Origin of the sequence: Pseudomonas sp. ADAK13, from assembly GCF_012935715.1 — a bacterium.
Lineage (GTDB): Bacteria > Pseudomonadota > Gammaproteobacteria > Pseudomonadales > Pseudomonadaceae > Aquipseudomonas.
On the sequence record NZ_CP052860.1, the window covers coordinates 4,756,009 to 4,781,910 of the forward strand.

Genomic DNA, 25,902 nt, shown 5'->3' on the forward strand with positions numbered 1-25,902 from the left:
AATGTTAACGATAACATTTGCTCTAAAAATAAAAACAAAACAGAGAATCTCGCCATGAAAATGCTTCCGAAAATCCTGTGTTTGTTGGCTTTCAGCATCAATCTCGGTACCGCCGGCCTGGCCTGGGCCGACACCAAACCCGCGCCCATCCGCATCGGTGCGTCCTTCCAGGAAATCAACAACCCTTACTTCGTCACCATGAAAGACGCCCTGCAGGAAGCCGGGGCGACCATCGGTGCGCAGCTGATCATCACCGACGCCCGCCACGACGTGTCCAAGCAGGTCAGCGACGTCGAGGACATGCTGCAAAAGGGCATCGACATCCTGCTGATCAACCCTACCGATTCCGTTGGCGTTCAGTCCGCCGTCAAGTCTGCCCACGCCGCCGGCGTGGTGGTGGTCGCGGTCGACGCCCAGGCCGAAGGCCCGCTGGACTCCTTCGTCGGTTCGAAAAACTTCGACGCCGGCTTCCAGGCCTGTGAATACCTGGCCAAGAACATCGGCGACAAAGGCAACATCGCCATCCTCGACGGCATCGCCGTGGTGCCGATCCTGGAACGCGTGCGCGGTTGCAAAGAGGCCGTGGCCAAGCACCCGGACATCAAGATCGTGAGCATCCAGAACGGCAAGCAGGAACGTGACCAGGCGCTGACCGTCACCGAAAACATGCTGCAGGCCCAGCCCACCCTCAAGGGTATTTTCAGCGTCAACGACAACGGCTCCCTCGGTGCGCTTTCGGCCATCGAAGCCAGCGGGCTGGACGTCAAGCTGGTGAGCGTCGACGGCGCGCCGGAAGCCATCAAGGCGATCCAGAAACCCGGCAGCAAGTTCATCGCCACCTCCGCGCAATACCCGCGTGACCAGATTCGCCTGGCCCTGGGCATCGCCCTGGCCAAGAAGTGGGGCTCCCAAGTGCCCGCCACGATCCCGGTGGACATCACCCTGATCGACCAGGCCAAGGCCAAGGATTTCAGCTGGTAAACCGCCCAGGCCCCACGCCTGGCGTGGGGCACAGGTCATCCATCTGAATGCGAGGTCGGCGGTATGAGCAGTCTTCTGAAGCTGGAAAATATCTGTAAGCGTTACCCGGGGGTGCAAGCCCTCAAGGCGATCAACCTGGAAGTACAGCGCGGCGAGATTCATGCCTTGCTCGGGGAAAACGGCGCGGGAAAATCGACCCTGATGAAGATCCTTGGCGGGGTCGAGCATCAGGACGAAGGGCAGATTCTGATCGACGGCCAGGCCCGGCAGTTCGCGACCTACCGTGATGCGATTGCTGCCGGTATCGGCATTGTGTTCCAGGAGTTCAGCCTGATTCCCTACCTCACGGCGGTGGAAAATATCTTCCTCGGCCATGAGCTGAGCAACCGTTTTGGCCTGTTGCGCAAGCGCGAAATGGTCGAGACGAGCGAGGCGTTGTTCAAGCGCCTCGGCGTCAGCATTGACCTGCAATGCGCGGTCAAGCACCTGAGCGTGGCCGAGCAGCAGTTCGTCGAGATCGCCAAGGCCCTGGCCCTGGATGCACGGCTGCTGGTGCTCGACGAACCCACCGCCACCCTTACGCCGAGTGAGGCCGAGCTGCTGTTTGAGATCATGCGCGAACTCAAGCGCCAGGGCGTGGCGGTGATTTTTATCTCCCACCACCTGGAGGAAATTTTCCAGGTGTGCGACCGCATCAGCGTGCTGCGCGACGGCGGCAATGTGGGCGTCACTGACGTGGCCGACAGCGATATCGACCGCCTGGTGGAAATGATGGTGGGGCGCCGCCTGGAATGCAGCTTTCCGCCCAAGCCCACCGCCGAACGCGGGCCGCTGTTGCTGGAGGTCAAGGACATCCAGCTGGTGCGCAACGGCCCCCACAACCACTTTGAATTGCACAAGGGCGAGATTCTCGGCTTTGCCGGCCTGGTGGGTTCCGGGCGTACCGAATTGGCCCTGGGCATGATGGGTGCGCTGCCGTCGGTGAGCAAAGACGTGTGGCTGCGGGGTGAAAAAATCACCCTTGACGACCCGGCCCAGGCCTTGGCCCACGGCATCGGCCTGCTGCCGGAAAGCCGCAAGAGCGAAGGGCTGATCACCGATTTCAGCATTCGCGAAAACATCTCCCTCAACAACCTGCCCAAATACCAGAACGCCAGCGGCCTGATCGACAAGGACAAGGAGTGCGCCAGCGTCGAAGCCCTGATGCGCCAGCTGTCGATCAAGGCGCCCAGCGGCGAGAGCCGGGTGTTCAACCTCAGCGGCGGCAACCAGCAGAAAGTCGTGATTGCCCGCTGGATCAACCATCACTGTGACGTGCTGGTGTTCGACGAACCCACCCGTGGCATCGACGTCGGCGCCAAGGCGCAGATCTACGCACTGATGCGCAGCCTCACCGAACAAGGCTACGCAATCATCATGATTTCCTCGGAACTGCCGGAAGTCATCGGCATGTGCGACCGCGTCGCCGTGTTCCACAAGGGCGCCATCGTCAAGGTACTGGAAGCGTCTGCCGTCAATCCTCAAGAGGTCATGCGCCATGCAACAGGGGGCTCAAGTGAATACGTCCATTAATGCCGTGGGGCCGAGCCGGCTGCGCCTGAACCTGGCGCGGTTGATTCGCTCGCCGGCGTTTTATCCCTTTGTGGGGCTGCTGGTGGTGACGCTGGTGATGATCTTCGCCAGCGACAATTTCCTCACTGCCAACAACCTGTCGAACATTGCGCGCCAGGTGTCGATCAACGCGATTATCGCGGTGGGCATGACCTGCGTGATTCTCACCGGTGGCATCGATTTGTCGGTGGGGCCGGTGATGGCCTTGTCCGGCACCCTGACCGCCGGCCTGATGGTCGCGGGCTTGCCGCCGGGCCTGGCGATTGGCGCCGGGATGCTGATTGGCGTGGCCTTCGGCATCGGCAACGGGCTGTTCGTTGCCTACCTGCACATGCCGCCGATCATCGTCACCCTCGCGACCATGGGCATCGCCCGCGGGTTCGGCCTGATGTACACCGACGGCTATCCGATTTCCGGCCTGCCGGAATGGTTTGGTTTCTTTGGCCGCGAAAGCCTGTTCGGCATTTCGGTGCCGATCCTGATCATGCTGGTGACGTACCTGGCGGCGTATGTGTTGCTGCAACACACCCGCATCGGCCGCTATATCTACGCGATTGGCGGCAACGAGGAGGCGGTGCGCCTGTCCGGTGTGCGGGCGGCACGCTTCAAGTTGCTGGTGTACGGCATCAGCGGTTTCACCGCCGCGATTGCCGGGCTGGTGCTGACCTCGCGCTTGATGAGTGGCCAGCCGAATGCCGGCGTGTCGTTTGAACTCGACGCGATTGCCGCCGTGGTCCTGGGCGGCGCCTCGATTGCCGGCGGGCGCGGGGTGATTGTCGGCACCTTGCTCGGCGCCATGCTGCTGGGGGTGTTGAACAACGGTTTGAACATGCTCGGGGTCTCGCCCTACGTCCAGAGCGTGATCAAGGGCGGGATCATTTTGCTGGCGATCTTTATCAGCCGTCAGCGCCACAAGTAAACCGGTTATCTCCACGCGGCCATGGCGGCCGCGATGGGTTCTCTCATGCTCAAGAAAGGTCCGCACATCATGGAAAAGCACAACGAAATGCAAGCCGTCGTCTGCCACGGCCCAAAAGACTACCGCCTGGAACGCATCAGCAAACCCCAGGCACGGGTCAATGAACTGGTGATCCGCATCGCCGCCTGCGGCATCTGCGCCAGCGACTGCAAATGCCACTCGGGCGCCGCGATGTTCTGGGGCGGCGACAACCCGTGGGTCAAGGCACCGGTGGTGCCGGGGCACGAGTTTTTCGGCTACGTGGTGGAAGCCGGCGAGGGCGCCGAAGAGCACTTTGACGTGAAGGTCGGCGACAAGGTGATCGCCGAGCAGATCGTGCCGTGCGGCAAGTGCCGCTTCTGCAAATCCGGCAAGTACTGGATGTGCGAGGTGCACAACATCTTCGGCTTCCAGCGTGAAGTGGCCGAAGGCGGCATGGCCCAGTACATGCGCATCCCCAAGACGGCCATCGTGCACAAGATTCCGGAGTCGGTGTCTCTCGAAGATTCGGCACTGATCGAGCCGATGTCCTGCGCGATTCACACCGTCAACCGGGGTGAGATCCAGCTGGATGACGTGCTGGTGATCGCCGGTGCAGGCACCCTGGGCCTGTGCATGGTGCAGGTGGCGGCGCTGAAGACGCCGAAGAAACTGGTGGTGATCGACATGGTCGATGAGCGCCTGGAACTGGCGAAGAAGTTCGGTGCCGATGTGGTGATCAACCCGTCCCGGGACAACGCCCGCGAGATCATCAATGGCCTGACCGACAACTACGGTTGCGACGTGTACATCGAAACCACCGGCGTGCCGGCGGGCGTCACCCAGGGCCTGGAATTGATCCGCAAGCTCGGGCGGTTTGTCGAGTTCAGCGTGTTTGGCGCCGAGACCAGCGCCGACTGGTCGATCATCGGTGACCGCAAGGAACTCGACGTACGCGGCGCGCACCTCGGGCCGTATTGCTACCCGGTGGCCATCGACCTGTTCGAACGCGGCCTGCTGACGTCCAAGGGCATCGTGACCCATGACTTCGGGCTGGATAACTGGGCCGAGGCCTTTGAGTTGGCCAACTCGACCAAATCGATCAAGGTGCTGCTGAAGCCGGTGGTCTGAGATGAACTACGTGATGGGTGTGGACATCGGCACGCAAAGCACCAAGGCGCTGCTGGTGGACGGTGACGGTACGATCATCGCCCAGCACAGCCAGGGGTATCGCGTGGATACCCCGAAAGTGCGCTGGGCCGAGCAGTGGCCGCAGGTCTGGCTGGACGCGGTGGAGGCGTGTGTTGCCCAATGCATGGCCAAGGCCGGCGTGGCGAAAGAGCAGGTCAAGGCGCTGTGCATCAGTAGCCTGTACGGCGGTTCGGGGATTGCCGTGGATGCGCAGATGACCCCGCTGCACCCGTGCCTGATCTGGATGGACCGGCGTGCGGGCGAACAAGTGGAGTGGGTGCGCGAGCACGTGGACCTGGAGCGGCTGTTCGCGGTCACCGGCAACTCGGTGGACAGCTACTACGGCTTCACCAAGATGCTCTGGCTCAAGCAGCACCAGCCGCAGGTGTGGGCCAATACCCGCTACCTGCTGCCGCCCAACAGCTACATCAACGCGTGCCTGACCGGTGAGGTGGCGGTGGATCACAGCAGCGCCGGCAATATCGGTGGGGTCTACGATGTGGCCCGGCGAGGCTGGTCGGCCGAGATGCTGGCGGCGCTGGATATCCCGCTGGCGATGATGCCGGAGCGCTTGCTGTATTCCGGTGAAGTGGTCGGCGGTTTGCTGGAGGAGTGGGCGCCGCGATTGGGCTTGCAGGCGGGCACGCCGATACTGGCCGGGGGCGTGGATGCGGCCATGGCGACCCTGGCCGCCGGGGTGACCCGGCCGGGCAATCATGTGGCGATGATCGGCACCAGCATGTGCTGGGGTTACCTCAATCAGCAGGTGGATGCGCGGCATGGTCTGGTGAGCATGCCGCATGTCTATAACGGCCATCAGGACCTGTACATCTTCGGCGGTGCGATTACCGCCGGAGCGTCGGTGAGCTGGTTTCGCGAGCAGTTCTGCCAGGCTGAAGAGCAGCAGGCGAAGGCGACGGGCCAGGACAGTTTGTGGCTGCTGGAGCAGAGCGCCGCGAAGATCCCGGCGGGCAGTGAAGGGCTGTTGTTCTTGCCGTATCTCATGGGCGAACGCAGCCCGGTGTGGGATGACCGGGCGAGCGGCAGCTTTGTCGGGCTGAACCTGTATCACAGCCGTATCCACCTGTACCGCGCGGTGCTCGAAGGGGTGAGTTTTGCCCTGCGGCACAATATCGAAGCGGGCACGCGTGGCGCGCATTCCCTTGACCCGCGATTGATTGTGGTGGGCGGGGCGAGCCATTCGGATTTGTGGATGCAGATTATCGCGGACATCACCCATTACCCGGTCTACACCATCGTGCAAGAGGTGGAAGCGGCGTTGGGCGCGGCGTTGTTGGCGGCCCATGCGGTGGGGTTGGTGGATGACCGGGAGATGGAGAAGGGCTGGGTGCAGCTGGAGCTGCGGGCGGAGCCGGAGGCGGGGAATGTCGGGGTGTATGACCGGGCGTTTGCCGAGTATTTGAAAGTGTACCCGGCGTTGAAACCGGTGATGCACAGCTTGCAATTGAATTAAGTGAACACTGATCCAAATGTGGGAGCGGGCTTGCTGTGGCGAGCGGGCTTGCTGTGGTGAGCGGGCTTGCCCCGCGCTGGGCTGCGAAGCAGCCCCATCAATCTGTGGTGAACCCGACGGGGGACAAGCCCCCTCACCACAGCAAGCCCGCTCCCACATGGGATCTCCATCGTTTTAGAGAACGTGAACCATGAACGCTACCTTTGACTTCACCCACCAGCGCATCCTCGTCACCGGCGCCAGCAGCGGCATCGGCCGGGAAATAGCCCTGCAACTGATCGCCAGCGGCGCCCAGGTTTTCGCCCTGGGCCGCGACGCCCAGGCCCTGGCCCAACTCGGCTGCGAAACCCTGTGCCTGGACATCGCCGACAGCGCCGCCCTGGACCTGGCCCTGCAAGGCCTGCCGCCGATGCACGGCCTGGTCAACTGCGCCGGCATCTCTCGCCTGGAACCCGCCGCTGCCATCAGCGCCGAAGCTTTCGACCAAGTGATGAACGTCAACGCCCGCGCTGCCGCCCAGGTCGCCAGCCGAATCGCCGCAGGGATGATTGAAGCAAAGATCGCCGGCAGCATCGTCAACGTCTCCAGCCAGGCCTCACTGGTGGCGCTGGACGATCACCTCGGCTACTGCGCCTCCAAGGCCGCGCTGGACGCCATCACCCGCGTGCAATGCGCCGAGTGGGGGCGTTTCGGGATTCGCGTCAACAGCGTCAACCCCACCGTCACCCTCACGCCCATGGCGCAAATGGCCTGGTCGGCGCCCGCCAAGCGCGATCCGGCCTTGGCGGCGATTCCGCTGGGGCGGTTTGCCGAAACGGCGGAAGTGGCATTACCGGTGCTGTTCCTGTTGAGCGACGCCGCCAGCATGATCAGCGGCGTCAGCCTGCCGATCGATGGGGGCTACACCAGCCGCTAGCCGTTCTCCAGCTTGCCGGCGATCACCACCTTGTCCCGCGGTTTGTGCGGGTCTTCGAGGCGGTCCAGCAGCAGTCGCACCGCGCTGCTGCCGGCCAGCGACGCGTCGTGGGCCACACAGGCAATCGGCACGCCGAAGATATCGGCGAAGGGCAGGCGGTCGATGCCGCAGATGGTCAGGCTGTCGTGGGGAATGTTGTGCATGCGCAACGCGCGCAAGGCGCCGAGGGTGATCAACTGGTTGAAGCCCATGATCGCGTCCGGCGCCGTGTGTTCGGCCAGGTAGTCGAGGGTGTGCAGGTAGGAGGGCATCAGCGTGTAGTCGCCGGCGCACACCTCGACGTGCACTTGCGGGTGATCGGCCAGCACTTCTTTCAGGCCTTTGAGGCGTTCCATGGTGATGCGCGAATGCTCGGGCCCGGTCAGCACCAGCAGGCGCTTGAGGTTCGGGGTTTGCCGCAGCAGGTACTGCGCGGCCTCGATGCCGCTGTGGTAGTTGTCCAGCACCACGCGGCTGAACGGGCTGTCGTGGATCGTGCGGTCGAGCAGCACCACCGGCGTCTTGCCGTTGCCCAGGCGCTCCAGATAATCCGGCTGGTAGCTCGGCTCATCGGAGACCGGCGACAGGATGATCCCCGCCACGCGGTAACCCAACAGGGTGTCGACCGCCTTGCTTTCCAGCTCTTCCAGCTCGTCGGTGTCCACCAGCATGATGGTGTAGCCGTGCTTTTTCGCCTCGCGGGAAATCGCCTTGATCATCTCGCTGTAGAAGGGGTTGTCCACCGAGGCGGTGATCACGCCGATGATCAGGCTTTCGCTGCGCTTGAGCCCGCGGGCAAACGCGTTGGGCACATAGTCCAGCTCCCGCGCCACTTCGAGAATCCGCGCCAGGGTGGCGGGCTTGACCAGGTCAGGCTTGCTCAGCGCCCGGGACACCGTGATGGTGGTCATGTTGACCCGTTTGGCGATGTCGCTGATGGTGACGGACTTTTTCTTGTTCATCGGCAGGGGGAAACCAGGAGAAAACAACCTGAGGCTACCATGGGCACGGCTTCAAATCACCGGATCCCAGCGCTGCGACCAATCCTTTTCCGCCTCCACCACCGCCCGCAGCAAGCCCAGCGCCTGTTGCAAAACCGCCGAATCGCGCTCGCGGGAATACACCAGGTACGTCGGGAAGCTGAACTCCGGTGCCTTGGGCACCCGTTCCATCACGCCGCTGTCCAGGTAGCTCTGCACCACCCGCGTGCGGAAATACCCGGCGCCGCCGTTTTCCAGGATGTACTGCAACGCCAGCGGCCCCAGGTTGAAGCTCAGGGCGGCGCGGGCCTTGTCCGGCAGGGCCGCGTCGTGCTGCTGGCGAAAGCCCTGGCCCCAGTCGATGTACACGTAGGGCTCGGGCCGGGCCGCCAGTTGCACCAGGATCAATTTCTCTTCCAGCACCTGCTCCACCTGCAGCCCCGGCCAGTACTGCGGCTGGAACACCAGCGCGGCATCCAGCACGCCCAGCTCCAGTTGGCGCAACAGGTACTCGCCTTCGCGAATCTCCGTGCGCAGGGCGTAGCCCGGAATGTGCTCGCGCAGGGCCTGGGCCCAACCGAGCATCAACGGGTTGCACAGGCTGACTTCGCCACCGATGTGCAACACGTTGCGGTAGCCGTCGGGCAACGGCAGGTCGCGGCGGGCGGCTTCCCAGGTTTGTACCAGTTGGTTGGCGAAGACCACGAAGGCTTCGCCGTCCGGGGTCAGGCGGGCGCCGGCGCGGTTGCGCACGAACAGCGTGCTGTTGAGCTGGCTTTCGAGATTTTTGACCCGGGCGGTGATTGCCGTCTGGGTGACGTGCAACTTCTCGGCCGCCGCGGCGAGGCTGCCGCAGCGGGTGATTTCGAGGAAGGTGCGTGCCAGTTCGATGTCCATGAAACCCCCGGGAGTGAATGGGGGACATTGTAGAGCGATGCGCGATTGGAATGCGATCAGCGCAGGTGCCTGGCTTTTGTGGTGAGCGGGCTTGCCCCGCGCGGGGCAAGCCCGCTCACCACAGGGTTATTGGTCAGTCTCTGAACATTGCTTGCACTTCAGGTTGGGGTTTTTGGGGCTTGCAGATGCTCGGTCGGGAACGCCTTGGCATACGCCTGGCAAACCCGCAGCACCTGCTCATCCGCAAACCGCGCGCCCACTACATGCAGCCCCACCGGCAACCCGTTCGCCGCCAACCCGCACGGCACCGACGCCGCCGGTTGCTGGGTCAAGTTGAAGGGATAGGTAAACGGCGTCCACTCCATCCATTCCCCAAGGCCCGAACCCAGCGGCACGTTGTGCCCGGCCTCGAACGCGGTGATCGGCATCATCGGCGACACCAGCACATCGTAATGCTCATGGAATGCCGCCATACGCGCCACCAAGGCCGCCCGCGCTTCCAGCGCGGCGCTGTAGTCGCTGAGGCTGATCTGTTCGCCCAGTTGCGCAATGCGCAGCAGGCCCGGGTCCATCAGTTGTCGCTGAGCCTCGCTCAACGGTCCGGCCAGGCGCGCAGCACCGGCAAACCACAGGGTATTGAACACCTCCAGCGGATCACTGAACCCCGGGTCAATCTGTTCGACCTGGGCACCCAGCTGCACCAGGCCTTCGACCGCCTGGGCGACAACCCTGGCCACTTGCGGGTCCACCTTCACGTAGCCAAAGTTCGGACTATAGGCCACCCGCAGGCCTTTCAAGTCAGCCCCGGCCTGCAACCACGGCGTGGTCCGGGGCGCGCCGATCAAGCCGTCCCGCGCGTCCGGCTGCGCGATGGTTTGCAGCATCAGCACCGAGTCTTCCACGGTGCGGGTCATCGGCCCCAGGTGGGACAGAATGGTCATCGAACTGGCCGGCCATTGCGGCACATAACCGAAGGTCGGCTTGATGCCAAAGGTGCCGGTGAAGGCGCAGGGAATCCGGATCGAGCCACCGGCATCGCTGCCTTGGTGCAGCACCCCCAGGTTCAAGGCTGCGGCGGCACCGGCACCGCCGGACGAGCCGCCCGCCGTCATGCGCGTGTCCCACGGGTTGCGGGTAATCCCATACAGCGGGTTATCGGTGACGCCTTTCCAGCCGAACTCCGGCGTGGTGGTCTTGCCCAGCAGCACCGCGCCGGCCTTGCGCATGAAGGCCGAGAAGGGCGCATCCACGTCCCATCGGCCCTCGGCTGAGGTCGTGCGCGAGCCCTTGCGCGTCGGCATGCCGATGGTCTGCGTCAGGTCCTTGATGGACGACGGTACACCGTCCAGTGCCCCGCACGGCTGGCCCTTGAGCCAGCGTTGTTCCGAATCACGGGCAGCCTTCAAGGCGCCTTCCGGGTCGACGTGGCAGTAGGCGTTGACCGCCGGGTTGTAGCGTTCGATTCGCAGCAGGGCGTCTTCGGTGACTTCCACCGGCGACAGGCGTTTATCCCGGTAGTGCGCCAGCAGTTCAACGGCGGTCAGGTTGGCAATATCCGTCATGCTGCTTTACCTCCTTGTGCCGCGTTGACCATGGCCCGCAGCAGCACTGCGCAGCCCGCCGCCAGGTCATCCGGCGCGGCGTTTTCGATTTCATTGTGGCTGATGCCGCCTTCGCATGGCACAAAGATCATCCCGGCCGGGCCCAGTTCGGCGACGAAGATCGCGTCGTGCCCGGCGCCGCTGACGATGTCCATGTGGCTCAGGCCCAGCCTGCTTGCGCCGTCGCGCACGGCGTTGACGCAGGCGGGGTTGAAGTCCAGCGGCGGGAAGTCGGCGGTGGGCGTCAGCTCAAAGCTCAGGCCGTGTTGCTCGGCAGTGGCTTCGATCACCTGGCGCACTTCATCGACCATGGCTTGCAGCTTGTCGGCGTGCAGGTGGCGCAAATCGATGGTCATGTGCACTTGGCCGGGAATCACGTTGCGCGAGCCGGGGTGCAAGCTCAGGCAACCGACGGTGCCGCAGGCGTGGGGTTGTTGCGCGTGGGCGATGCGGTTCACCGCGCTGACCACTTGGGCGGCGCCCACCAGGGCGTCCTTGCGCAGGCGCATTGGCGTCGGGCCCGCGTGGGCTTCGACGCCGGTGAGGGTCAGGTCGAACCACTTCTGCCCCAGGCAGCCCATGACCACGCCAATGGTGGTGGCCTGGTCTTCCAGTACCGGGCCTTGTTCGATATGCGCCTCGAAATAGGCCCCGACCGGGTGACCCAGCACGGCGCGTGGTCCGGCGTAGCCGATGCGCTGCAATTCGGCGCCCACCGACAGGCCATGCTCGTCCTGCTTGTCGAGGGTTTCCTGCAAGTCGAACTTACCGGCGAACACCCCGGAGCCCATCATGCACGGTGGAAAACGCGAGCCTTCTTCGTTGGTCCACACCACCACTTCGATGGGCGCTTCAGTCTCCATATTCAAATCGTTGAGGGTGCGGATCACTTCCAGGCCGGCCATCACGCCATAGCAGCCGTCGAATTTGCCGCCGGTAGGCTGGGTGTCTATATGGCTGCCGGTCATCACGGGCGCCAGTGCCGGATTGCGCCCGGCGCGGCGGGCAAAGATATTGCCGATGGCGTCGACACTGACGCTGCACCCGGCGGCCTCGCACCAGTGCACAAACAGGTCGCGGGCCTGGCGGTCGAGGTCGGTGAGGGCCAGGCGGCACACCCCGCCCTTGGGTGTGGCGCCCAGGCGGGCGAGGTCCATCAGCGATTGCCACAGGCGTTCGCGGTTGATCAGCGGGGCATTGCTCTGGAGCGGTTGCGCAAAACTATTCATCAGCAGTCTCCGGTCAGGCACTCAGGGCCAGGTAACGGTTCTTGATCGTCGGGTCGGCGCGAAAGGCTTCGGCACTGCCTTCGTACACCACACGGCCCTGTTCGAGGACGTAATGGCGGTCGGCGAGCTTGTCGCAGACCATCAGGTTCTGTTCCACCAGCAGCACCGGAAGCCCGTCTTCCTTGACCTTGCGCAGGATCTTCACCAACTCGTCGACGATCACCGGCGCGAGGCCTTCGGTGGGTTCGTCGAGGATCAGCAGCTTGGGATCGTTGAGCAGTGCACGGGCGATGGCGAGCATCTGTTGCTCACCGCCAGACAGCGCATGGCCGGCGTTTTTGCGGCGTTCCTTGAGGCGCGGGAACATGCCGTACACGTCTTCCATCTGCCAGCGGCTGGTCTTGCGCACCGCGATGCGCAGGTTCTCCTCAACCGTGAGCAGGCGGAAGATCCCGCGGTTCTCCGGCACCAGCGCCAGGCCCTGACGGGCGATTTCGAAGATTTTCTGCCCCACCAGCGGCTGGCCATTGAAGTGAATCTGGCCCTGGCGCGGGCAGATGATCCCGAGGATGCTGCGCAAGGTGGTGGTCTTGCCGGCGCCGTTGCGCCCCAGCAGGGTCACCAGTTCGCCGGGGTTGACGGTCAGGGACACGCCTTCAAGAACGTGGCTCTTGTCGTAGTAGGAATGGATATTGTCGACGGTCAGCATCAGGCAGCTTCTCCCAAATAGGCGGTGCGCACGCGCTCGTCGGCGCGCACGAATTCCGGTGTGCCTTCCACCAGGATCTGGCCGTGGCTCATCACGGTGATGCGTTGGCTGATGGACATGACGATGCTCATGTTGTGCTCGATCAGCAGCACGGTGTGGTCGCGGCCGAGGTCGCTGATCAGTTGGGTCATGATCGGAATGTCGTCGATGCCCATGCCCGAGGTGGGCTCGTCGAGCATCAGCAGCTTGGGTTTGGAGCAGATCGACATACCGACCTCCAGCACCCGCTGCTGGCCGTGGGACAACTCGCCAGCCAGGGTGTCGGCGCGGGCGGTGAGTTGCAGGCGTTCCAGCACCTGGTCGGCCATCTCCAGGTGCTCGCGCTTGCTGTCGACCCGGCGCCAGAAGTTCAGGGCGCGGGCGCCGTCGCGGCCCTGGGCGGCGAGGCGCAGGTTCTCGCGCACGCTGAGGTTCTGGAACAGGCTGGTGAGTTGGAACGAACGGGCCATGCCCAGGCCGACGCGGCCGTGGGCCGGTTTGCGCATCAGGTTCTTGCCGTCGAAATGAATCGCCCCGGCGGTGGCCTGGCGTTCGCCGGTCAGGCAGTGGAACAGGCTCGTCTTACCGGCGCCGTTGGGGCCGATGATGGTGTGGATGGTACCGGCTTGCACCTTGAGGTTGACGCCGTTCACCGCGTGGAACGCACCGTAGGCCAGTTCCAGATTCTTGGTTTCCAACAGGATGCTCATGACAGCTTCTCCTTGGTCACAACGTCGGCCTTGCGGCTGCCACGCACACGTTCGAACAGCGCAGACAAACCACCCCACAAACCACCGCGCATGAAGATCACCACCAGGATCAGAATCACCCCCAGCAGCATCAGCCAGCGCGGCCACAGGTCGGAGAGGAAGTCCCCCAGCAGCACGATGGAACCGGCGCCCAGCAAGGAGCCGAACAGTGAGCCGGTACCGCCGACGATGGTCATGATCAGGATGTTTTCGGACATCGCCAGGTCGATGTTCGACAGCGGCACAAAGTGCAGCAGCATTGCGTACAGCGCCCCGGCGATCCCGGTGACGGCGCCGGACAACACGAACACCAGGATCTTGAAGTGGCGGGTGTCGTAGCCGATGGCCGAAGCGCGGGTTTCGTTTTCGCGGATCGCCATCAGCGTGCTGCCGAACGGCGAGGCGATCACCCGGCGCGCCCCGATGAAGATCAGCAGGAACAGCACTGCGACAAAGCCGTAGAACGCGCGTGCATCGGTGAGAGACAACAGCACCGTGTCACCGATACGGATTTCCGGACGTGGCACGCTGAGCAAGCCGTTGTCGCCGCCGGTCCAGTCGCTCAGGGTATAGGCGACGAAGTAGGCCATCTGGCTGAAGGCCAGGGTCAGCATCACGAAGTAAATGCCGGTGCGGCGGATCGCCAGGGCACCCACCAGAAACGCCAGGAAACCACCGGCGACGGCGGCGCCCAACAGTGCGCTGAACAGGCCGAGCTGCAGGTGAATCATCAACAACGCCGCGCAATAGGCGCCGGCCCCGAAGAAGATGCCTTGGCCGAACGACAACAGCCCGGTGTAACCCAGCAACAGGTTGCAGGCGAGGGCGGCCATGGCAAATATCAGAATCTCGGTGGCCAGGGTCGCCGAGGGTAAAATCAACGGTAGGCCGATCAATACCGCCAGCACCAACAGCAGCATGTAGCGCGACTGGGTCTTGGCGAACGGCAGGGGATTTTTCTCGCTCATGTCAGGCTCTCCCGAACAGGCCGTAAGGACGCACCAGGATCACCACGGCCATCGCGCCGTAGATCATCAGGCTCGCGCCCTGGGGCCAGAGTGTGGTCATCAGGCTTTGCACCACGCCGACCAGCAGGCCGCCGACCAGTGCACCGCTGAAGGAACCCATGCCGCCGATCACCACCACCACGAAGGCCACGCCGAGGATTTCCGGGCCGACAAAGGGCTGGGCACCGCGCAACGGGGCGAACAGCACACCGGCGACGCCGGCCAGGGCCACGCCGAGGGCGAAGGTCATGGAGAACAGGCGAAAGATGTTGGTGCCCAGCAGGGACACGGTTTCGGTGCTTTCACTGCCGGCCCGCACCAGGGCACCGAAGCGCGTGCGTTCCAGCAGCAGCCACAGGCCAAGGCCGACGAGGCCGGAGAACACGATCAGGAACAGGCGATAGTAGGGATAGACGAAATCGCCCACCACCAGCACCCCGCGCAGCAACTCCGGCACCGCGACGCTTTTGCCCACCGGGCCCCAGATCATCACGCTGGCTTCCTGGATGATCAGGGCTATCCCCAGGGTCACCAGAATCTGGAACATGTGCGGCAAGTGATAAATCCGCTGGATCAATAATCGCTCGATCACCCAGGCCAGCGCGGCCACCACCAGCGGTGCGATCAGCAGCGCCAGCCAGAAGCTGCCGGTGAGACTGACGGCGGTGTAGCAGATGTAGGCGCCCAGTAAAAAGAACGCACCGTGGGCGAAATTGACGAAGTTCAGCAGGCCGAAAATGATCGTCAAGCCGACCGCGATCAGGAAGTAAATCATCCCAAGGCCCAGGCCGTTGAGAATCTGGAACAGGTAAAGATTGAGCATGCAGGAACCCTCGGCAGGCGGCCGCGTGAGCGGCCCTGCGCTGTGTCACCAGTAGATTTTCAGCAGATCAGCCGAGCACGCAGCCCGTGGCTTCCACCGGCGGGAACGACTGGCCGGCGCTGAGCACCTTGGCCAGGTCGTCCTTGTCGGCCATGTCGCCTGCCGCCTTGCCCACCAGCAGGTAGTAATCCTTGATCACCTGATGGTCGCCGGCGCGGATCGATTCCTTGCCGGTGGGGCCTTCGTAGCTCAGGCCCTGCATGGCCTTGGCCACGGTCGGCCCGTCGAAACTGCCGGTGGAGATGATGGTTTCCAGCATGACCTTGGTGCTGATGTAGTCCGCGGCCAGCGGGTAGGTCGGGTTGATGCCGTACTTGGCCTTGGTCAGTTTCACCAGGTCTCGGTTGAGCGGGGTGTCGACCTGATGCCAGTACTGCGCGCCGAGGTACACGCCTTCCAGTACGTCGCTGCCCAGCTCCTGGAACTGGTCGAGGCCGGCGGACCATACCAGCAGCACTTTCATGCGTTCCTTGATACCGAAGTTCACCGCCTGGCGCAGGGTGTTGGACGACTGGCTGCCGAAGTTCAGCAGTACCAGTACGTCGGGTTTGGCGGCGATGGCATTGGTCAGGTAGCCGGAGAATTCCTGTTCCTGCAGCGAGTGGTAGCTGTTGCCGGCGTGTTCCAGGCCATGTTCGGCCAGGACCGATTTGGCACCTTCGAGCAGGGCTTCGCCGAACACATATTGTGGGGTGATGGTGTACCAGCGCTTGGCGTCCGGCAGCAGCTTGATCAGCGGCACGAGGGTTTCGCGGATCGCGCCATAGGTGGGGACTGACCAGCGGAAGGTGGCGCTGTTGCAGTCCTTGCCGGTGACCTCGTCGGCGCCCACCGGGGTCATGAACACGCCGCCGGCCTTGCTCACTTCCTTGGCGACGGCGAGTGCCGAAGACGACAGGGTGCAGCCCTGGAAGAAGCGTGCACCGTCCTGCTGGATCGCTTCCTGGACCTTGCGCACGGCCTTGCCGGCGTTGCCTTCGGTGTCGATCACCTTGTAGTTCAGCGGGCGACCGAGCAACTCGGGGTGTTGTTCTACCGCGAGGCGTGAACCCATGTCGGCAAATTTGCCATAACTGGCAAAGGCGCCAGACATGGACTTGAGGCCGTAAAAGGTAAAGGGCTCGGCGGCGAATGCCGAGCGCACACCCAGCGGGAGGCTGAGAGCGGCTGCGGCGGTGAGACTGGCTTTCAACAACGTACGACGCTGCATGGGGTGACTCCCTGGATTAGTTATTGGCAGGAGTGGCAATGGCGATACGGTGGAGCACGGCCTGTGGGCAGGCCTTTTATTTGGTTTTTTGGGGGGTGTCAGTGGTTGTGGTCGAACTCCAGCAGAAAGTGCGGGCTGACTTCGCCTTCTAGTGCGGTCATGTGGTGTTCGGCGTCGCACATGTGTTCGTGCATCAGGCTGCGTACGGTGGCTTCATCTTCGGCCCGGAAGGCGATCAGCAGTTGCTTGTGGTAGTCGAGGTTGGCGGCGTCGAATTGCTTGCGCTTGGGCTTGTAGGCTTTTTTCAGCACCACCAGGTCGCGCAATAAGTCGTTGAGGAACTGCGCCATGAAACTCAGCAGCGGGTTGGGGCAGGCCTTGGCCAGCAGGTTGTGGAATTCCAGTTCGGCGATGCGTTGTTCGCGTTGGCCGGCTTCGCTGTCTTCGGGTGCGCTGCAAAAATCGACATTGTCCTGGAGGGCGCGGTAGTCGTCTTCGCTCAGGCGGCCCAGCACGGAGACGGCGAGTTCGACTTCGATGACTTTGCGCAGTTGGTAGACCTGTTCGCCGTCCAGGTGCTGGAAGTGCAGGTAGTTGCGCAGGGCGCGGCTGGCGGGTTCGGTGCCGGCCTGGTTGAGGTAGGCCCCGCCGCTGGGGCCGGTGCGGGTGTTGACCAGGCCTTCGACTTCCAGCGCCTTGAGGGCTTCGCGGGCGGAGCCTTTGGAGCACTGGAAGCTTTCCATCAACTCGCGTTCGGTGGGCAAGCGGTCGCCGGGCTTCAGGGCATCGGTGACGATGGAGCGCTTGACCGACTCGACGATCACGTCGGAGAGCTTCTGGCGTTTGCGGCGCAACGGGCGGCTTAGCATGGTGTGTGATTGATCCTATTAATGCGGATTAATAGTACTTAATAGGGGTTTGGGGTGGGGCGTCAACGGAGGGGGTCGCTTTTGGTTTGGATGGGTCGTAAATGGGGTGGGTGTGTATATCCGTTGCTGCGGTCAGGGCCGCTATGGGTTCCGCTCTTACAGCGGCTCACTTTTGAAAAGCGCAAAAGTAAGCAAAAGGCTCTTGCCCCACCACTCGGCACCTCGCTAATGCTCGGTGTGCCCTCACTCCGGCATTACTACGCGGGCCGCCGCGACGGGGCGTCCCTGCCCCGTCGCGGCTAAACCGGCGTCCTGCCGGTTTACCCGCTCCGTACTACCTGCGTTCGGCCAGCGTGGTTTAACGGGGCGCCTAAGATCAAGATCAAAAGCAGATCAACAGCACAGCGGCCTACAGGCCGGCTTGAGTGGTGTGAAGCAAAGGCAAGATCAAAATCTAAAGCCAGAGCGGGCACGGTCAAAAATGTGGGAGCTGGCTTGCCTGCGATGCAGACAACTCGGTACATCAGACACACCGAGGTGATGCCATCGCAGGCAAGCCAGCTCCCACAAAAAAGCAGAGCTGCATCAGTTTCAGATTTGGCTTTCGCTTTGGCTTTTGCTCTGGCTTCTACCACTCAAGCCGGCCTGTAGGCCGCTGTGCTCTTGCTTTTGATCTTGATCTGACTGCCCCAATAAGCCCGAGGCCGAACGTAGGGATTGAGGAGCGGGTAAACCGGCAGGACGCCGGTTTAGCCGCGACGGGGCAGGGACGCCCCGTCGCGGCGGCCCGCGGAGCAATGCCGGAGTGAGGGAACACCGAGCCTAGGCGAGGTGCCGACAGGCGGGGCAGAGCCTTTTGCTTACTTTGGGGCTCTTCCAAAGTGAGTCGCTGTAAGAGCGAAACCCTAATCAGCCGTTACCGAAGAAATGGATATGTACCCAAACAGAACAGCTGGCGCAGTAATTGCCTCCCCCCCACCCCGAGCCCCAAAAAAGGAGCACCCCGCCATGCAACTACGCGCCTTGCGCTATTTCCACGAGGTCGCCCGCTGCGCTTCGTTGCGTAAAGCGGCGGAGCGTCTATACGTCACCCCCACCGCCGTAAGCCGCCAGATCGAACACCTCGAACACTTCTTCGGCGCCGCCCTGATTGAGCGCGGCCCCCGCGGCATCCGCCTCACCGCCGAGGGCGAATGCCTCGCCGAACAAGTCACCTCAACCCTGCGCGGCCTCGACCAGGTGCGCGAAGTCATCGCCAGCCGCCAAAGCCAGGTGGCCGGTAACATCAGCATCCATGTGTCAGAAAGTATCGTTTCCACCGTACTCGCACCGGTACTCGCCACGTTCTACCGCGCCCACCCCAAGGTCACCTTCAACATCGTGATCGCCAGCGCCTCCGCCACCCTCGACGCATTGTGCAGCGGCGAAGCCGACCTGGGCCTGGCGTTCTACCTGCAAGAGCGCGCCGACGTCGAAGTCACCGCCCACTGCCAGTTATGGCACCGGGTGCTGGTCAGCGCCGAACACCCCTTCGCCCAGCGCGACAGCATCGAATTGAGCGAACTGGAAGGCCAGCCCCTGGCGATTCCCGACTCGGCCTACGGCGTGCGCCAGGCCCTGGAAGTGGCCGCGAAAAAACGCGGTGTGACCCTCGAACCGGTGTTCACCACCAGCTCCCTGGAAGTGCAGAAGAGCCTGGCCCGGCAACGGGCAGCCGTGTTGATTTTGCCCCAGGTAGAGGCAGACGTGCGTGACCTGGGTGACGGCCTGGTAGCCGTGCCGATCGCCGATGAAGACCTCGGGCGCATCCGCATCGACCTGTGTGTGTACCGCAACCGCCCCCGCTCGGTGGCGGTGCTCAAGTGCCAGGAGATGCTGGCGGGGGCGATGCAGCGCTGTTCGTTGAACTGAGCCTCAGAAGATATTGATCGGTACATTGGCGACGAGGCGGAACTCGTCGTAGCTGCCGTCAATCTGCCCGCCGCTGGCGCGGTGGTTGTAGACGATGGTGCGCAGTACGCTGTTCTTGAGCGGCCCCGACTGGATCACGTAGGCCAGCATCAAGCCGTTTTCGTTGTGCTTGGCGCCGTCCAGGCTGCGCACGTTGTAGCCGGTGTTGTGGCCGTTGCGGTCGCCGTCGTAGTGGGTGCCGTCGATGTCCCAGCCCTTGGCGTGCCACAGGCTGGCGGTGAGGCCGGGCACGCCGTAGGCGGCGAAGTCCAGGTCGTAGCGCAGTTGCCAGGACTTTTCGTTGGGGCCGTTGTAGTCCGAGTACAGCGAGTTGGCCATGTAGTTGCCGGTGGACTCCCACACGTAGTCGAAGTATTCGTTGCCGAACACCTGCTGCCAGGCCAGGGTCAGGCTGTGGGCCAGGTGCGTGGCGGTGAAGGCCAGGCTGACGGCGTTGTTGTCGATGTAGCCGAGGTTTTTGTCCCCCGAGTCGCTGGTGTGGTAGTAGTTGAAGGCGGTCTTCAAGGCGATGTCGCTTTTGTCGCCGATGCGGTGGGTCAGGCCGACGTAGGTCTGGTCCCACATGTCTTCGAAGCGCGACGCGTAGACGCTGGCTTCCAGTCCGTAACCCGGCTTGACCGTGGCCCCCAGGTAGCTGATGCGTGAGCCGGTGTAGGCGCGGTTGCCGAAGGTGGTGGTGAGTTTTTCGGCGCCGGTGCCGGTGCGTGGGATCGCCCGTTCGAAGCTGCCGCCCTGCACCGACAGCCAGTCGAATTCGTTGCTGAAAAGGCCCACACCCTGGAAGCTGGAGGGCAGGGCGCGGTTGTCCTTGTAGCGCAGGATCGGGTTGTCGGTCATCAGCCGGCCGGCCTTGATTTCGGTGCTCGACAGGCGAAAACGCACGTCGCCCACCCCCAGGCGGCTCCAGGTGGGAATCGCGTCGCCGTCGCCATCCACCAGCACCCGGTCGCCGCCATTGGCCACCTTGCCGTGGCCGCGCTCCAGGTTGACCGCGCTGAAGATTCCCGCGTCCACGCCCACGCCAATCAGGCCCTGGGTGTAGCCGGAGCTGTACTTGAGCATGCTGGTCTGGACCCAGGTTTCCCGCACGCGGGTAGGTTCGATACCGCCGGCTTTCTTGATGCTCAGGTGAGTGGTGCGCTTAGTGTGCTGGTTGGAGTAGTAGTGACGCAGGTTCAGGTCCAGGGTGCTGCCTTCGAGGAAGCCCGGTGCGCTGGCTTGAGCGTTGTCCTGGGCGAAAACCTGGGTGCTGGACGCCAGGGTGACGGCCAGCAAAAGACGTGGATACATGGTAAATCCCCATACAAATCAGACGTAAGGCGACCGTCCCGGCAGGCCCTTGGGCGCTGCCGGTCGGTGGCGAAAAGACGCGGGACAGTGGGAAAAGGTGTTCAGCGAACCGGGGCTTCTGTGAGCCGGGTTTCGCGGGCCGGGCTGCCGGGCAGCGGCGGGCGGGTTTCCTTGGCGAACCAGGCGGCGGTGAGGCACACCAGGTTGGCGACCAGCAGGTACCAGACCGGCGACATCGGGTCACCGGTGGTGCCGATCAGCCAGGTGATGATGATCTGCGCGGTGCCGCCAAACGCCGCCACACCGAAGGCGTAGACGATGGAGAAGCCGGTGGAGCGGACGGATTTCGGGAAGCTTTCCACCAGCAGCACGATCAGTGCCGCGCCACTCATGCCGTGCAGGCCCGAGAGTACGGCCAGGGTCAGCAGGAAGGTCGCCGGGCTTGGGTGCTCGGTCATCAGTTGCAGGGCCGGGAACAGGATTAACAGCAACACCACCCGGGGTGTCATCAGGATCGTCCGGCGCCCGAAGCGGTCGCAGAGCATGCCGCCAGCCACTGCGCACACGGCCATGGCAGCGCCCGCCACCAGGGTCGAGAGCATGGAGATGCTGGTGGGCAGCTTCAGCTCGGTGAGGGCGAAGGTGGTCATGTAGTTGAGGAAGTATTGGGTGATGGTGCTGCCGGAAAGAATCAGCAACCCCAGCACCAGTGCGCGCCGGTGTTTGCCGCAGACTTCCCGCACCAGGTCGCCGGTGCTGGTCTGCTCGCCATGGCCGTGGAAGGTTTCGGCAAGGTTGCGGCGGATGTAGATGCCGATCGGCAACACCAGCAGGCCGAACACGAACGGTACTCGCCAGCCCCAGCTGTTGAGGTCTTCCGGGGACATGACTTTGGTCAGGGTGAAGCCCACCAGCCCGGCCACCATGGCGGCCACGCCCTGGGCAACCACTTGCCAGCAGGCATAGGTGCCGCGTTTGTGCGGTGGCGCAGCTTCGAGGATGTAGGTGGTGGCGGGGCCGGCCTCACCGCCCCAGGCCAGGCCCTGAATCATGCGGGTGACCACCAGCAGGATCGGCGCGGCGATGCCGATGGTCTCGTAGCCGGGCAATATCGCGATGCTGCCGGTGCCCACGGCCATCATCACCAGGGTCAACAGCATCGCCGGTTTGCGCCCGACACGGTCGGCGTAGGCGCCGATCAGTACTGCGCCCAGGGGCCGGACGATAAAGCCGATACCGAAGGCCGTGACCGACAGCATCAAGCTGACGAAGGCGCTGTCGGACGGGAAGAACGTGTGGCCGATCATCACCGCAAAGGTTGCGTACACACCAAAGTCGAAAAACTCCACGGCGTTGCCCAGGACCACGGCGAAGATGCTCTTTTTGCCGGCGTCCGGGGACGGTGTTTCGGGTGCGTGATCAGGATCGGATCGTGTCAATTGCTCAGTGTGCATACCAGCCCCTCGATTTTAGTTATAGGTCGTCCGAGCTCCCGGCCGGTGAGGCCCGGAGCTGGCGTGTGGGTGGGCAGTTCTTACAGCGTCAAAGTCAGGAAGGATTCGGCCAGTGGTGGATTGCGCCACGCCAGCTCTCGTAGGTTTTAGCGATTTGCAGCAGCCATTGATCGGCGAAGCGCGGGGCGATCATCTGCAGGCCGATGGGCATGCCATCGGCGGCGAAACCGCAGTTGATCGACAGCGCCGGTTGTTCGCCCATGTTCCAGGGCACGGTGAACACGATGTGCTCGAACGGCAATTGCGGGTCGTTGCTCGGTGACGGCCACTCGGCCGGGAAGGCGTTGACCTGGTTGGTGGGGGACAGCACCAGGTCGAGTTCGTTGAACACCTGCGCGGCGCGGCGGCGCATTTCAAAGGTCTGGTTGAAGCCCTTCACCGCTTGTACGCCACTGATCTCGGCACCCGGTGCGGCCCAGTCGCGGATGTAGGGCAAGACCTTGTCGAACTGCTCGCTGCTCAGGGCCGACAAGTCGCCCCACTGGCGGGCGCGCCAGAAGTGGTCGAGGCCGTCGAGTTGGTTGCGGTCCATGATCGGCGGGATCAGCGTGACCTTCGCGCCATGGGCTTCGAACAATCGCGCTGCCTGCTCCACGGCTTCACACACGAAGCCTTCCGGCTGCATGCCCACCCCGGGCTCAAGCATCAGGCCGACGCGCAGGCCCTTGACCGACAGCGGTTGGTTGCTCCACGCAGTGGTGAGCGACGGCAGGCTGGTGGCGTCGCGGGCATCGGGGCGGGCCAGGTGTTGCATCAGCAGCACGCAGTCGTCGACGGTACGGGTCATGGGGCCGGCGGCGCGGCCGGTGTAGTACGGGTCGATGGGGATGCGCCCCAGGGTCGGCTTGAACCCCACCAGGCCACACCAGGCTGCGGGCAGGCGCACCGAGCCGCCGATGTCGGTGCCCACGTGCAGCGGGCCATAGCCGGCGGCGGCCGCAGCGGCCGCACCGGAGCTGGAGCCGCCGGTGTTGTTGGCGGTATTCCACGGGTTGCGGGTGATGCCATGGAAGCTCGACAGACCGGAAGACAGCATGCCGAAATCCGGGTTGGTGGTCTTGGCCAGAATGATCGCGCCCGCTTCACGCATGCGGGCGGCGGGCGGTGCGTCCTTGAGGGCCGGGGTCAGGCGGGTGGCGGCGCTGCCAAGGGGAATGGGCACGCCTTCGGTGGCGATCAATTCCTTGAGGGTCACCGGCACGCCGTCGAGGGCGCCGTTGGGTTGGCCCTTGTTCCAGCGTTCGGTGGAGGCCTGGGCCTGCTGGCGCACCTGTTGCGGGTCGAAGGCGTAGAGCGCGTTGATCTGCGGCTCCCAGCGGTCGATATGGGCCAGGAGCTGGTCGTAATAGTCGATGGGCGCGAGTTGCCGGCTGGCGAATTGCGCCAGCAGTTCGGCGGCCGTAAGGGTGTGCAGGTCAGTCATCGAACGCTTCCTTGGGATGGGCCGGGTGGCTCATGGCGGGTTGCAGTAGGCATGACTATATAAACCCGGGTGTGGCGCGGCCATCACAATCGGTGCAGTTCAGTGTTGCGTTTTTGTGTGCACTGACAGCGTGCCGCTAGTGGTCGTAAAGCGCCAACAGCACGGTGACGTTGTCCCGCCCGGCGTACTCCACGCTCAGGTCCAGCAGGCGTTCGCAGGCGGTTTGCAGGGTGTGGCGGGTGGCAGCGGCAAGGACCTGGGCGATTTCCTGATGGGGCACACAGCCGTGCAGGCCGTCACTGCAGAGCATCAGCAGGTCGCCTGGCAGCACCGGCTGTACGCGTATCTGCGGTTCGACCCGTGCCGCCGGCCCGATGGCCTGCAACAGCAAGTTGCGCGCCGGCAGGCGGTCGACCTTGCCGGCCTCCAGCGCCTGCTGGTACCAGGTCTGGTCCCGGGTCAACAGCGCCAACTCGCCGTCGCGGTAACGGTACAGGCGGCTGTCGCCGACATGGAAGACCAGCAGCGGGCCTGGGTGGTGCGGGCGCCACAGGCCGGTCAGGGTGGTGCCCATGCCGTTGCCCTCGCTCATTTGCCGGGCGACGTTGCGGGCGTACACCTGGGCATTGACCTGGTCGATGGCGTCGTGCAGCACGCTCACGGCGTGCATTGCCGGGTCGGACCAAGTGGCATCGGGGTCGCTGGAGCAGGCCGGTGCGTCGGTTCCGTGGGCGTTGAGATGCTCCCGCAGGCAGGTCAGGGCCATTGCACTGGCCAGGGCGCCGGCTTCGTGGCCGCCCATGCCGTCGGCCACCGCCAGCAGTTGCAGGTCGGTATCCAGCAGAAAGTTGTCTTCGTTGCTCTCGCGTACCGGGCCGACGTCGCTCAGGCCGCAGGCAATCGCCGTGGCGAGGCGGTGCGGGCCAGCGGGGCTGAGGCTGGAGTCGGTCATGGGGTAGGCTCAAAGCTGTGGAGGAAGGCGAGGCGCTGGGCCTCGTTCTCGATGTGTTCGGCCAGGCGTTGCAGGAACGCCTGGCGCAGGGGCGTGGTGCGGGCGGCACGGCTGACGACGATGCGTGCGATGGGGCCGATCAGCACGGCCAGGCGCCGTCCGGCCATTTCGCTGAAGGCCGGATCGATCCCGGGTTCGAGGGCGTGGGTGGGCTCGCGGATCAGCGTCACCACCGTCGGTTCGCTGACCGGTGCCGGGGCCGCTGTGGGTGGGTTCAAGCGCTGGAACAGCGACTGGCTGGCGCTGGCAAACTGTTCACGGCCGCGTTCCGAGGGAATGTGCGGCAACAGCGCGGCGCATACCGCTTCGAAATCTTGCGAGGCGTTCAGGCTCTTGCGCACCAGAAAGCGCGCCAGTGGGCCGATCTGGTGGGACAGCAGCGACTCCAGTTCCGGCATCACCGCGAGTTTCCACGGGGTGAGGGTTTCCAAAGGCTCGGTGGCCGCCGTCGCGGTGGTCGGCGGGGTGTGCACGCCGAGGCTCTGGTTGGGGCGCATGAGCACGGTGCGATCGTCGTCGATCTCGGCGTTGATCCAGGTGCCGGTGGTGGTGCTGCCGATCAAGGCTTGCAGGTCATCGAGAAAGGCCTGGGCCGAGGGGTAGCGTTCACTCGGACGCTTGGCCAGGGCGCGTGCGATCACGCTGTCCAGCGCCGGGTCGAGGGCCAGGTTGAGGCTCGACGGTGCCACCGGTGTCTGGTTGAGGATCTGCTGCATGACCATGGTGGCCGAGCCGGAAAACGGTCGCTCGCCGGTCAACAGTTGATACAGCACGATGCCGGCGGAGAAGACGTCCGAGCGCCCGTCGATCAGCTCGCCGCAGAATTGCTCCGGCGACATGTAGCTGGGGGTGCCGATCATCGAGCCGGTCTGGGTCAGGGTCGATGAGTCCAGGCGGGCCACGCCGAAGTCGGTGACCTTGACCTGATCGTCGGCGGTAATCAGCAGGTTGGCCGGCTTGATGTCGCGGTGCACCACGCCCTTGGAGTGCGCGTATTCCAGGGCCAGCAGCAATTGGCGCATCCAGCCCAGGCTGTGGCTCAGCTCGCGCGGTGTTTGTGCGGCCAGCACGGTGTTGAGCGGTGTGCCTTCGACAAATTCCATGGCGATGTAGGCCGAGCCCTCGTCTTCGCCGTAGTCGTAGACCGCGACGATATTGGGGTGCATCAGCCGGCCCGCTGCCTGGGCTTCGTTCTTGAAACGGCTGACCAGCTCGGCGTGGTGGCTGTCGCCGAACAGCTCTTTTCGGATGGTCTTGAGCGCCACGGTGCGGGCGATGTGCGGGTCGAATGCCTTGTACACCGTGCCCATGGCCCCTTTGCCGAGCACGCTGTCGATGCGGTATTTGCCGAGTTGTTCAAGCATGGCGGT

Annotated in this window: 22 protein-coding genes; 7 read left to right on the plus strand and 15 right to left on the minus strand. The window is 63.9% G+C overall.

Annotated elements, in window-relative coordinates; all coding sequences use genetic code 11:
- Positions 1-54: 54 nt before the first annotated feature.
- From HKK54_RS21975 to HKK54_RS22000, 6 genes are all read left to right on the plus strand, one after another.
- Positions 55-981: a substrate-binding domain-containing protein gene (locus tag HKK54_RS21975; RefSeq protein WP_169387801.1), complete on the plus strand. Its 927-nt coding sequence runs from the start codon at positions 55-57 to the stop codon at positions 979-981.
- A gap of 63 nt (positions 982-1,044) precedes the next feature.
- Entirely contained in the window at positions 1,045-2,553 is a 1,509-nt protein-coding gene (locus HKK54_RS21980; RefSeq protein WP_169387802.1) for a sugar ABC transporter ATP-binding protein, read from the plus strand.
- A complete protein-coding gene (locus tag HKK54_RS21985; protein WP_010175128.1) occupies positions 2,519-3,511 on the plus strand; it encodes an ABC transporter permease in 993 nt (330 codons plus the stop codon). The genes HKK54_RS21980 and HKK54_RS21985 overlap by 35 nt, the downstream gene beginning before the upstream one ends.
- Before the next feature lie 69 nt (positions 3,512-3,580).
- The gene (locus tag HKK54_RS21990) at positions 3,581-4,660 is read left to right on the plus strand and encodes an alcohol dehydrogenase catalytic domain-containing protein (RefSeq protein WP_029616078.1); all 1,080 of its coding nucleotides are present in this window, start codon (positions 3,581-3,583) and stop codon (positions 4,658-4,660) included.
- Position 4,661: 1 nt separating this feature from the next.
- A complete protein-coding gene (locus HKK54_RS21995; protein WP_010175123.1) occupies positions 4,662-6,194 on the plus strand; it encodes an FGGY-family carbohydrate kinase in 1,533 nt (510 codons plus the stop codon).
- A 190-nt stretch (positions 6,195-6,384) separates the two neighbouring features.
- Positions 6,385-7,110 (plus strand): SDR family oxidoreductase, encoded by a 726-nt coding sequence (locus HKK54_RS22000; protein ID WP_010175121.1) that lies wholly within the window; start codon positions 6,385-6,387, stop codon positions 7,108-7,110.
- Here the strand turns inward: HKK54_RS22000 and HKK54_RS22005 are convergent.
- The 10 genes from HKK54_RS22005 to HKK54_RS22050 all read right to left on the minus strand — a co-directional run bounded on the left by HKK54_RS22005 (position 7,107) and on the right by HKK54_RS22050 (position 17,322).
- Positions 7,107-8,111 carry a LacI family DNA-binding transcriptional regulator gene (locus HKK54_RS22005; protein WP_010175110.1) on the minus strand — a complete coding sequence of 335 codons (1,005 nt, stop codon included), beginning with the start codon at positions 8,109-8,111 and terminating at the stop codon, positions 7,107-7,109. The genes HKK54_RS22000 and HKK54_RS22005 overlap by 4 nt on opposite strands.
- A gap of 51 nt (positions 8,112-8,162) precedes the next feature.
- Positions 8,163-9,026, minus strand: a complete 864-nt coding sequence (locus HKK54_RS22010; RefSeq protein ID WP_010175108.1) for a LysR family transcriptional regulator — start codon at positions 9,024-9,026, stop codon at positions 8,163-8,165.
- 158 nt (positions 9,027-9,184) lie between these two features.
- Positions 9,185-10,588, minus strand: coding sequence for an amidase (locus tag HKK54_RS22015; protein WP_169387803.1), 1,404 nt, complete (start codon positions 10,586-10,588; stop codon positions 9,185-9,187).
- Positions 10,585-11,856, minus strand: a complete 1,272-nt coding sequence (locus tag HKK54_RS22020) for a Zn-dependent hydrolase (protein ID WP_169387804.1) — start codon at positions 11,854-11,856, stop codon at positions 10,585-10,587. Before HKK54_RS22020 ends, HKK54_RS22015 begins: the two co-directional genes overlap by 4 nt.
- A gap of 13 nt (positions 11,857-11,869) precedes the next feature.
- A complete protein-coding gene (locus HKK54_RS22025) occupies positions 11,870-12,565 on the minus strand; it encodes an ABC transporter ATP-binding protein (RefSeq protein WP_008430585.1) in 696 nt (231 codons plus the stop codon).
- On the minus strand, positions 12,565-13,314 hold the full coding sequence (locus HKK54_RS22030) for an ABC transporter ATP-binding protein (protein ID WP_010175101.1): 750 nt from the start codon (positions 13,312-13,314) through the stop codon (positions 12,565-12,567). The genes HKK54_RS22025 and HKK54_RS22030 overlap by 1 nt, the downstream gene beginning before the upstream one ends.
- On the minus strand, positions 13,311-14,321 hold the full coding sequence (locus HKK54_RS22035) for a branched-chain amino acid ABC transporter permease (protein ID WP_010175099.1): 1,011 nt from the start codon (positions 14,319-14,321) through the stop codon (positions 13,311-13,313). The genes HKK54_RS22030 and HKK54_RS22035 overlap by 4 nt, the downstream gene beginning before the upstream one ends.
- A gap of 1 nt (position 14,322) precedes the next feature.
- On the minus strand, positions 14,323-15,183 hold the full coding sequence (locus tag HKK54_RS22040) for a branched-chain amino acid ABC transporter permease (protein ID WP_003215751.1): 861 nt from the start codon (positions 15,181-15,183) through the stop codon (positions 14,323-14,325).
- 67 nt (positions 15,184-15,250) lie between these two features.
- Positions 15,251-16,453: an ABC transporter substrate-binding protein gene (locus HKK54_RS22045; RefSeq protein WP_010175096.1), complete on the minus strand. Its 1,203-nt coding sequence runs from the start codon at positions 16,451-16,453 to the stop codon at positions 15,251-15,253.
- Between the two features lie 98 nt (positions 16,454-16,551).
- Positions 16,552-17,322 (minus strand): FadR/GntR family transcriptional regulator, encoded by a 771-nt coding sequence (locus tag HKK54_RS22050; protein WP_003215747.1) that lies wholly within the window; start codon positions 17,320-17,322, stop codon positions 16,552-16,554.
- Between the two features lie 1,008 nt (positions 17,323-18,330).
- On the opposite strand from HKK54_RS22050, the gene HKK54_RS22055 reads away from it, so the two are divergent.
- Positions 18,331-19,233: a LysR family transcriptional regulator gene (locus HKK54_RS22055; RefSeq protein ID WP_010173740.1), complete on the plus strand. Its 903-nt coding sequence runs from the start codon at positions 18,331-18,333 to the stop codon at positions 19,231-19,233.
- Between the two features lie 3 nt (positions 19,234-19,236).
- Here the strand turns inward: HKK54_RS22055 and HKK54_RS22060 are convergent, their stop codons facing one another.
- The 5 genes from HKK54_RS22060 to HKK54_RS22080 form a co-directional block, all read right to left on the minus strand.
- Positions 19,237-20,583 (minus strand): OprD family outer membrane porin, encoded by a 1,347-nt coding sequence (locus tag HKK54_RS22060; RefSeq protein WP_169387805.1) that lies wholly within the window; start codon positions 20,581-20,583, stop codon positions 19,237-19,239.
- A 101-nt stretch (positions 20,584-20,684) separates the two neighbouring features.
- Positions 20,685-22,037, minus strand: a complete 1,353-nt coding sequence (locus HKK54_RS22065; RefSeq protein ID WP_237150971.1) for a citrate-proton symporter — start codon at positions 22,035-22,037, stop codon at positions 20,685-20,687.
- A 94-nt stretch (positions 22,038-22,131) separates the two neighbouring features.
- Positions 22,132-23,520 carry an amidase gene (locus HKK54_RS22070; protein ID WP_169387806.1) on the minus strand — a complete coding sequence of 463 codons (1,389 nt, stop codon included), beginning with the start codon at positions 23,518-23,520 and terminating at the stop codon, positions 22,132-22,134.
- A gap of 136 nt (positions 23,521-23,656) precedes the next feature.
- On the minus strand, positions 23,657-24,472 hold the full coding sequence (locus HKK54_RS22075) for a PP2C family protein-serine/threonine phosphatase (protein ID WP_169387807.1): 816 nt from the start codon (positions 24,470-24,472) through the stop codon (positions 23,657-23,659).
- Positions 24,469-25,896, minus strand: coding sequence for a serine/threonine-protein kinase (locus HKK54_RS22080; protein WP_169387808.1), 1,428 nt, complete (start codon positions 25,894-25,896; stop codon positions 24,469-24,471). Before HKK54_RS22080 ends, HKK54_RS22075 begins: the two co-directional genes overlap by 4 nt.
- Positions 25,897-25,902: the final 6 nt, after the last annotated feature.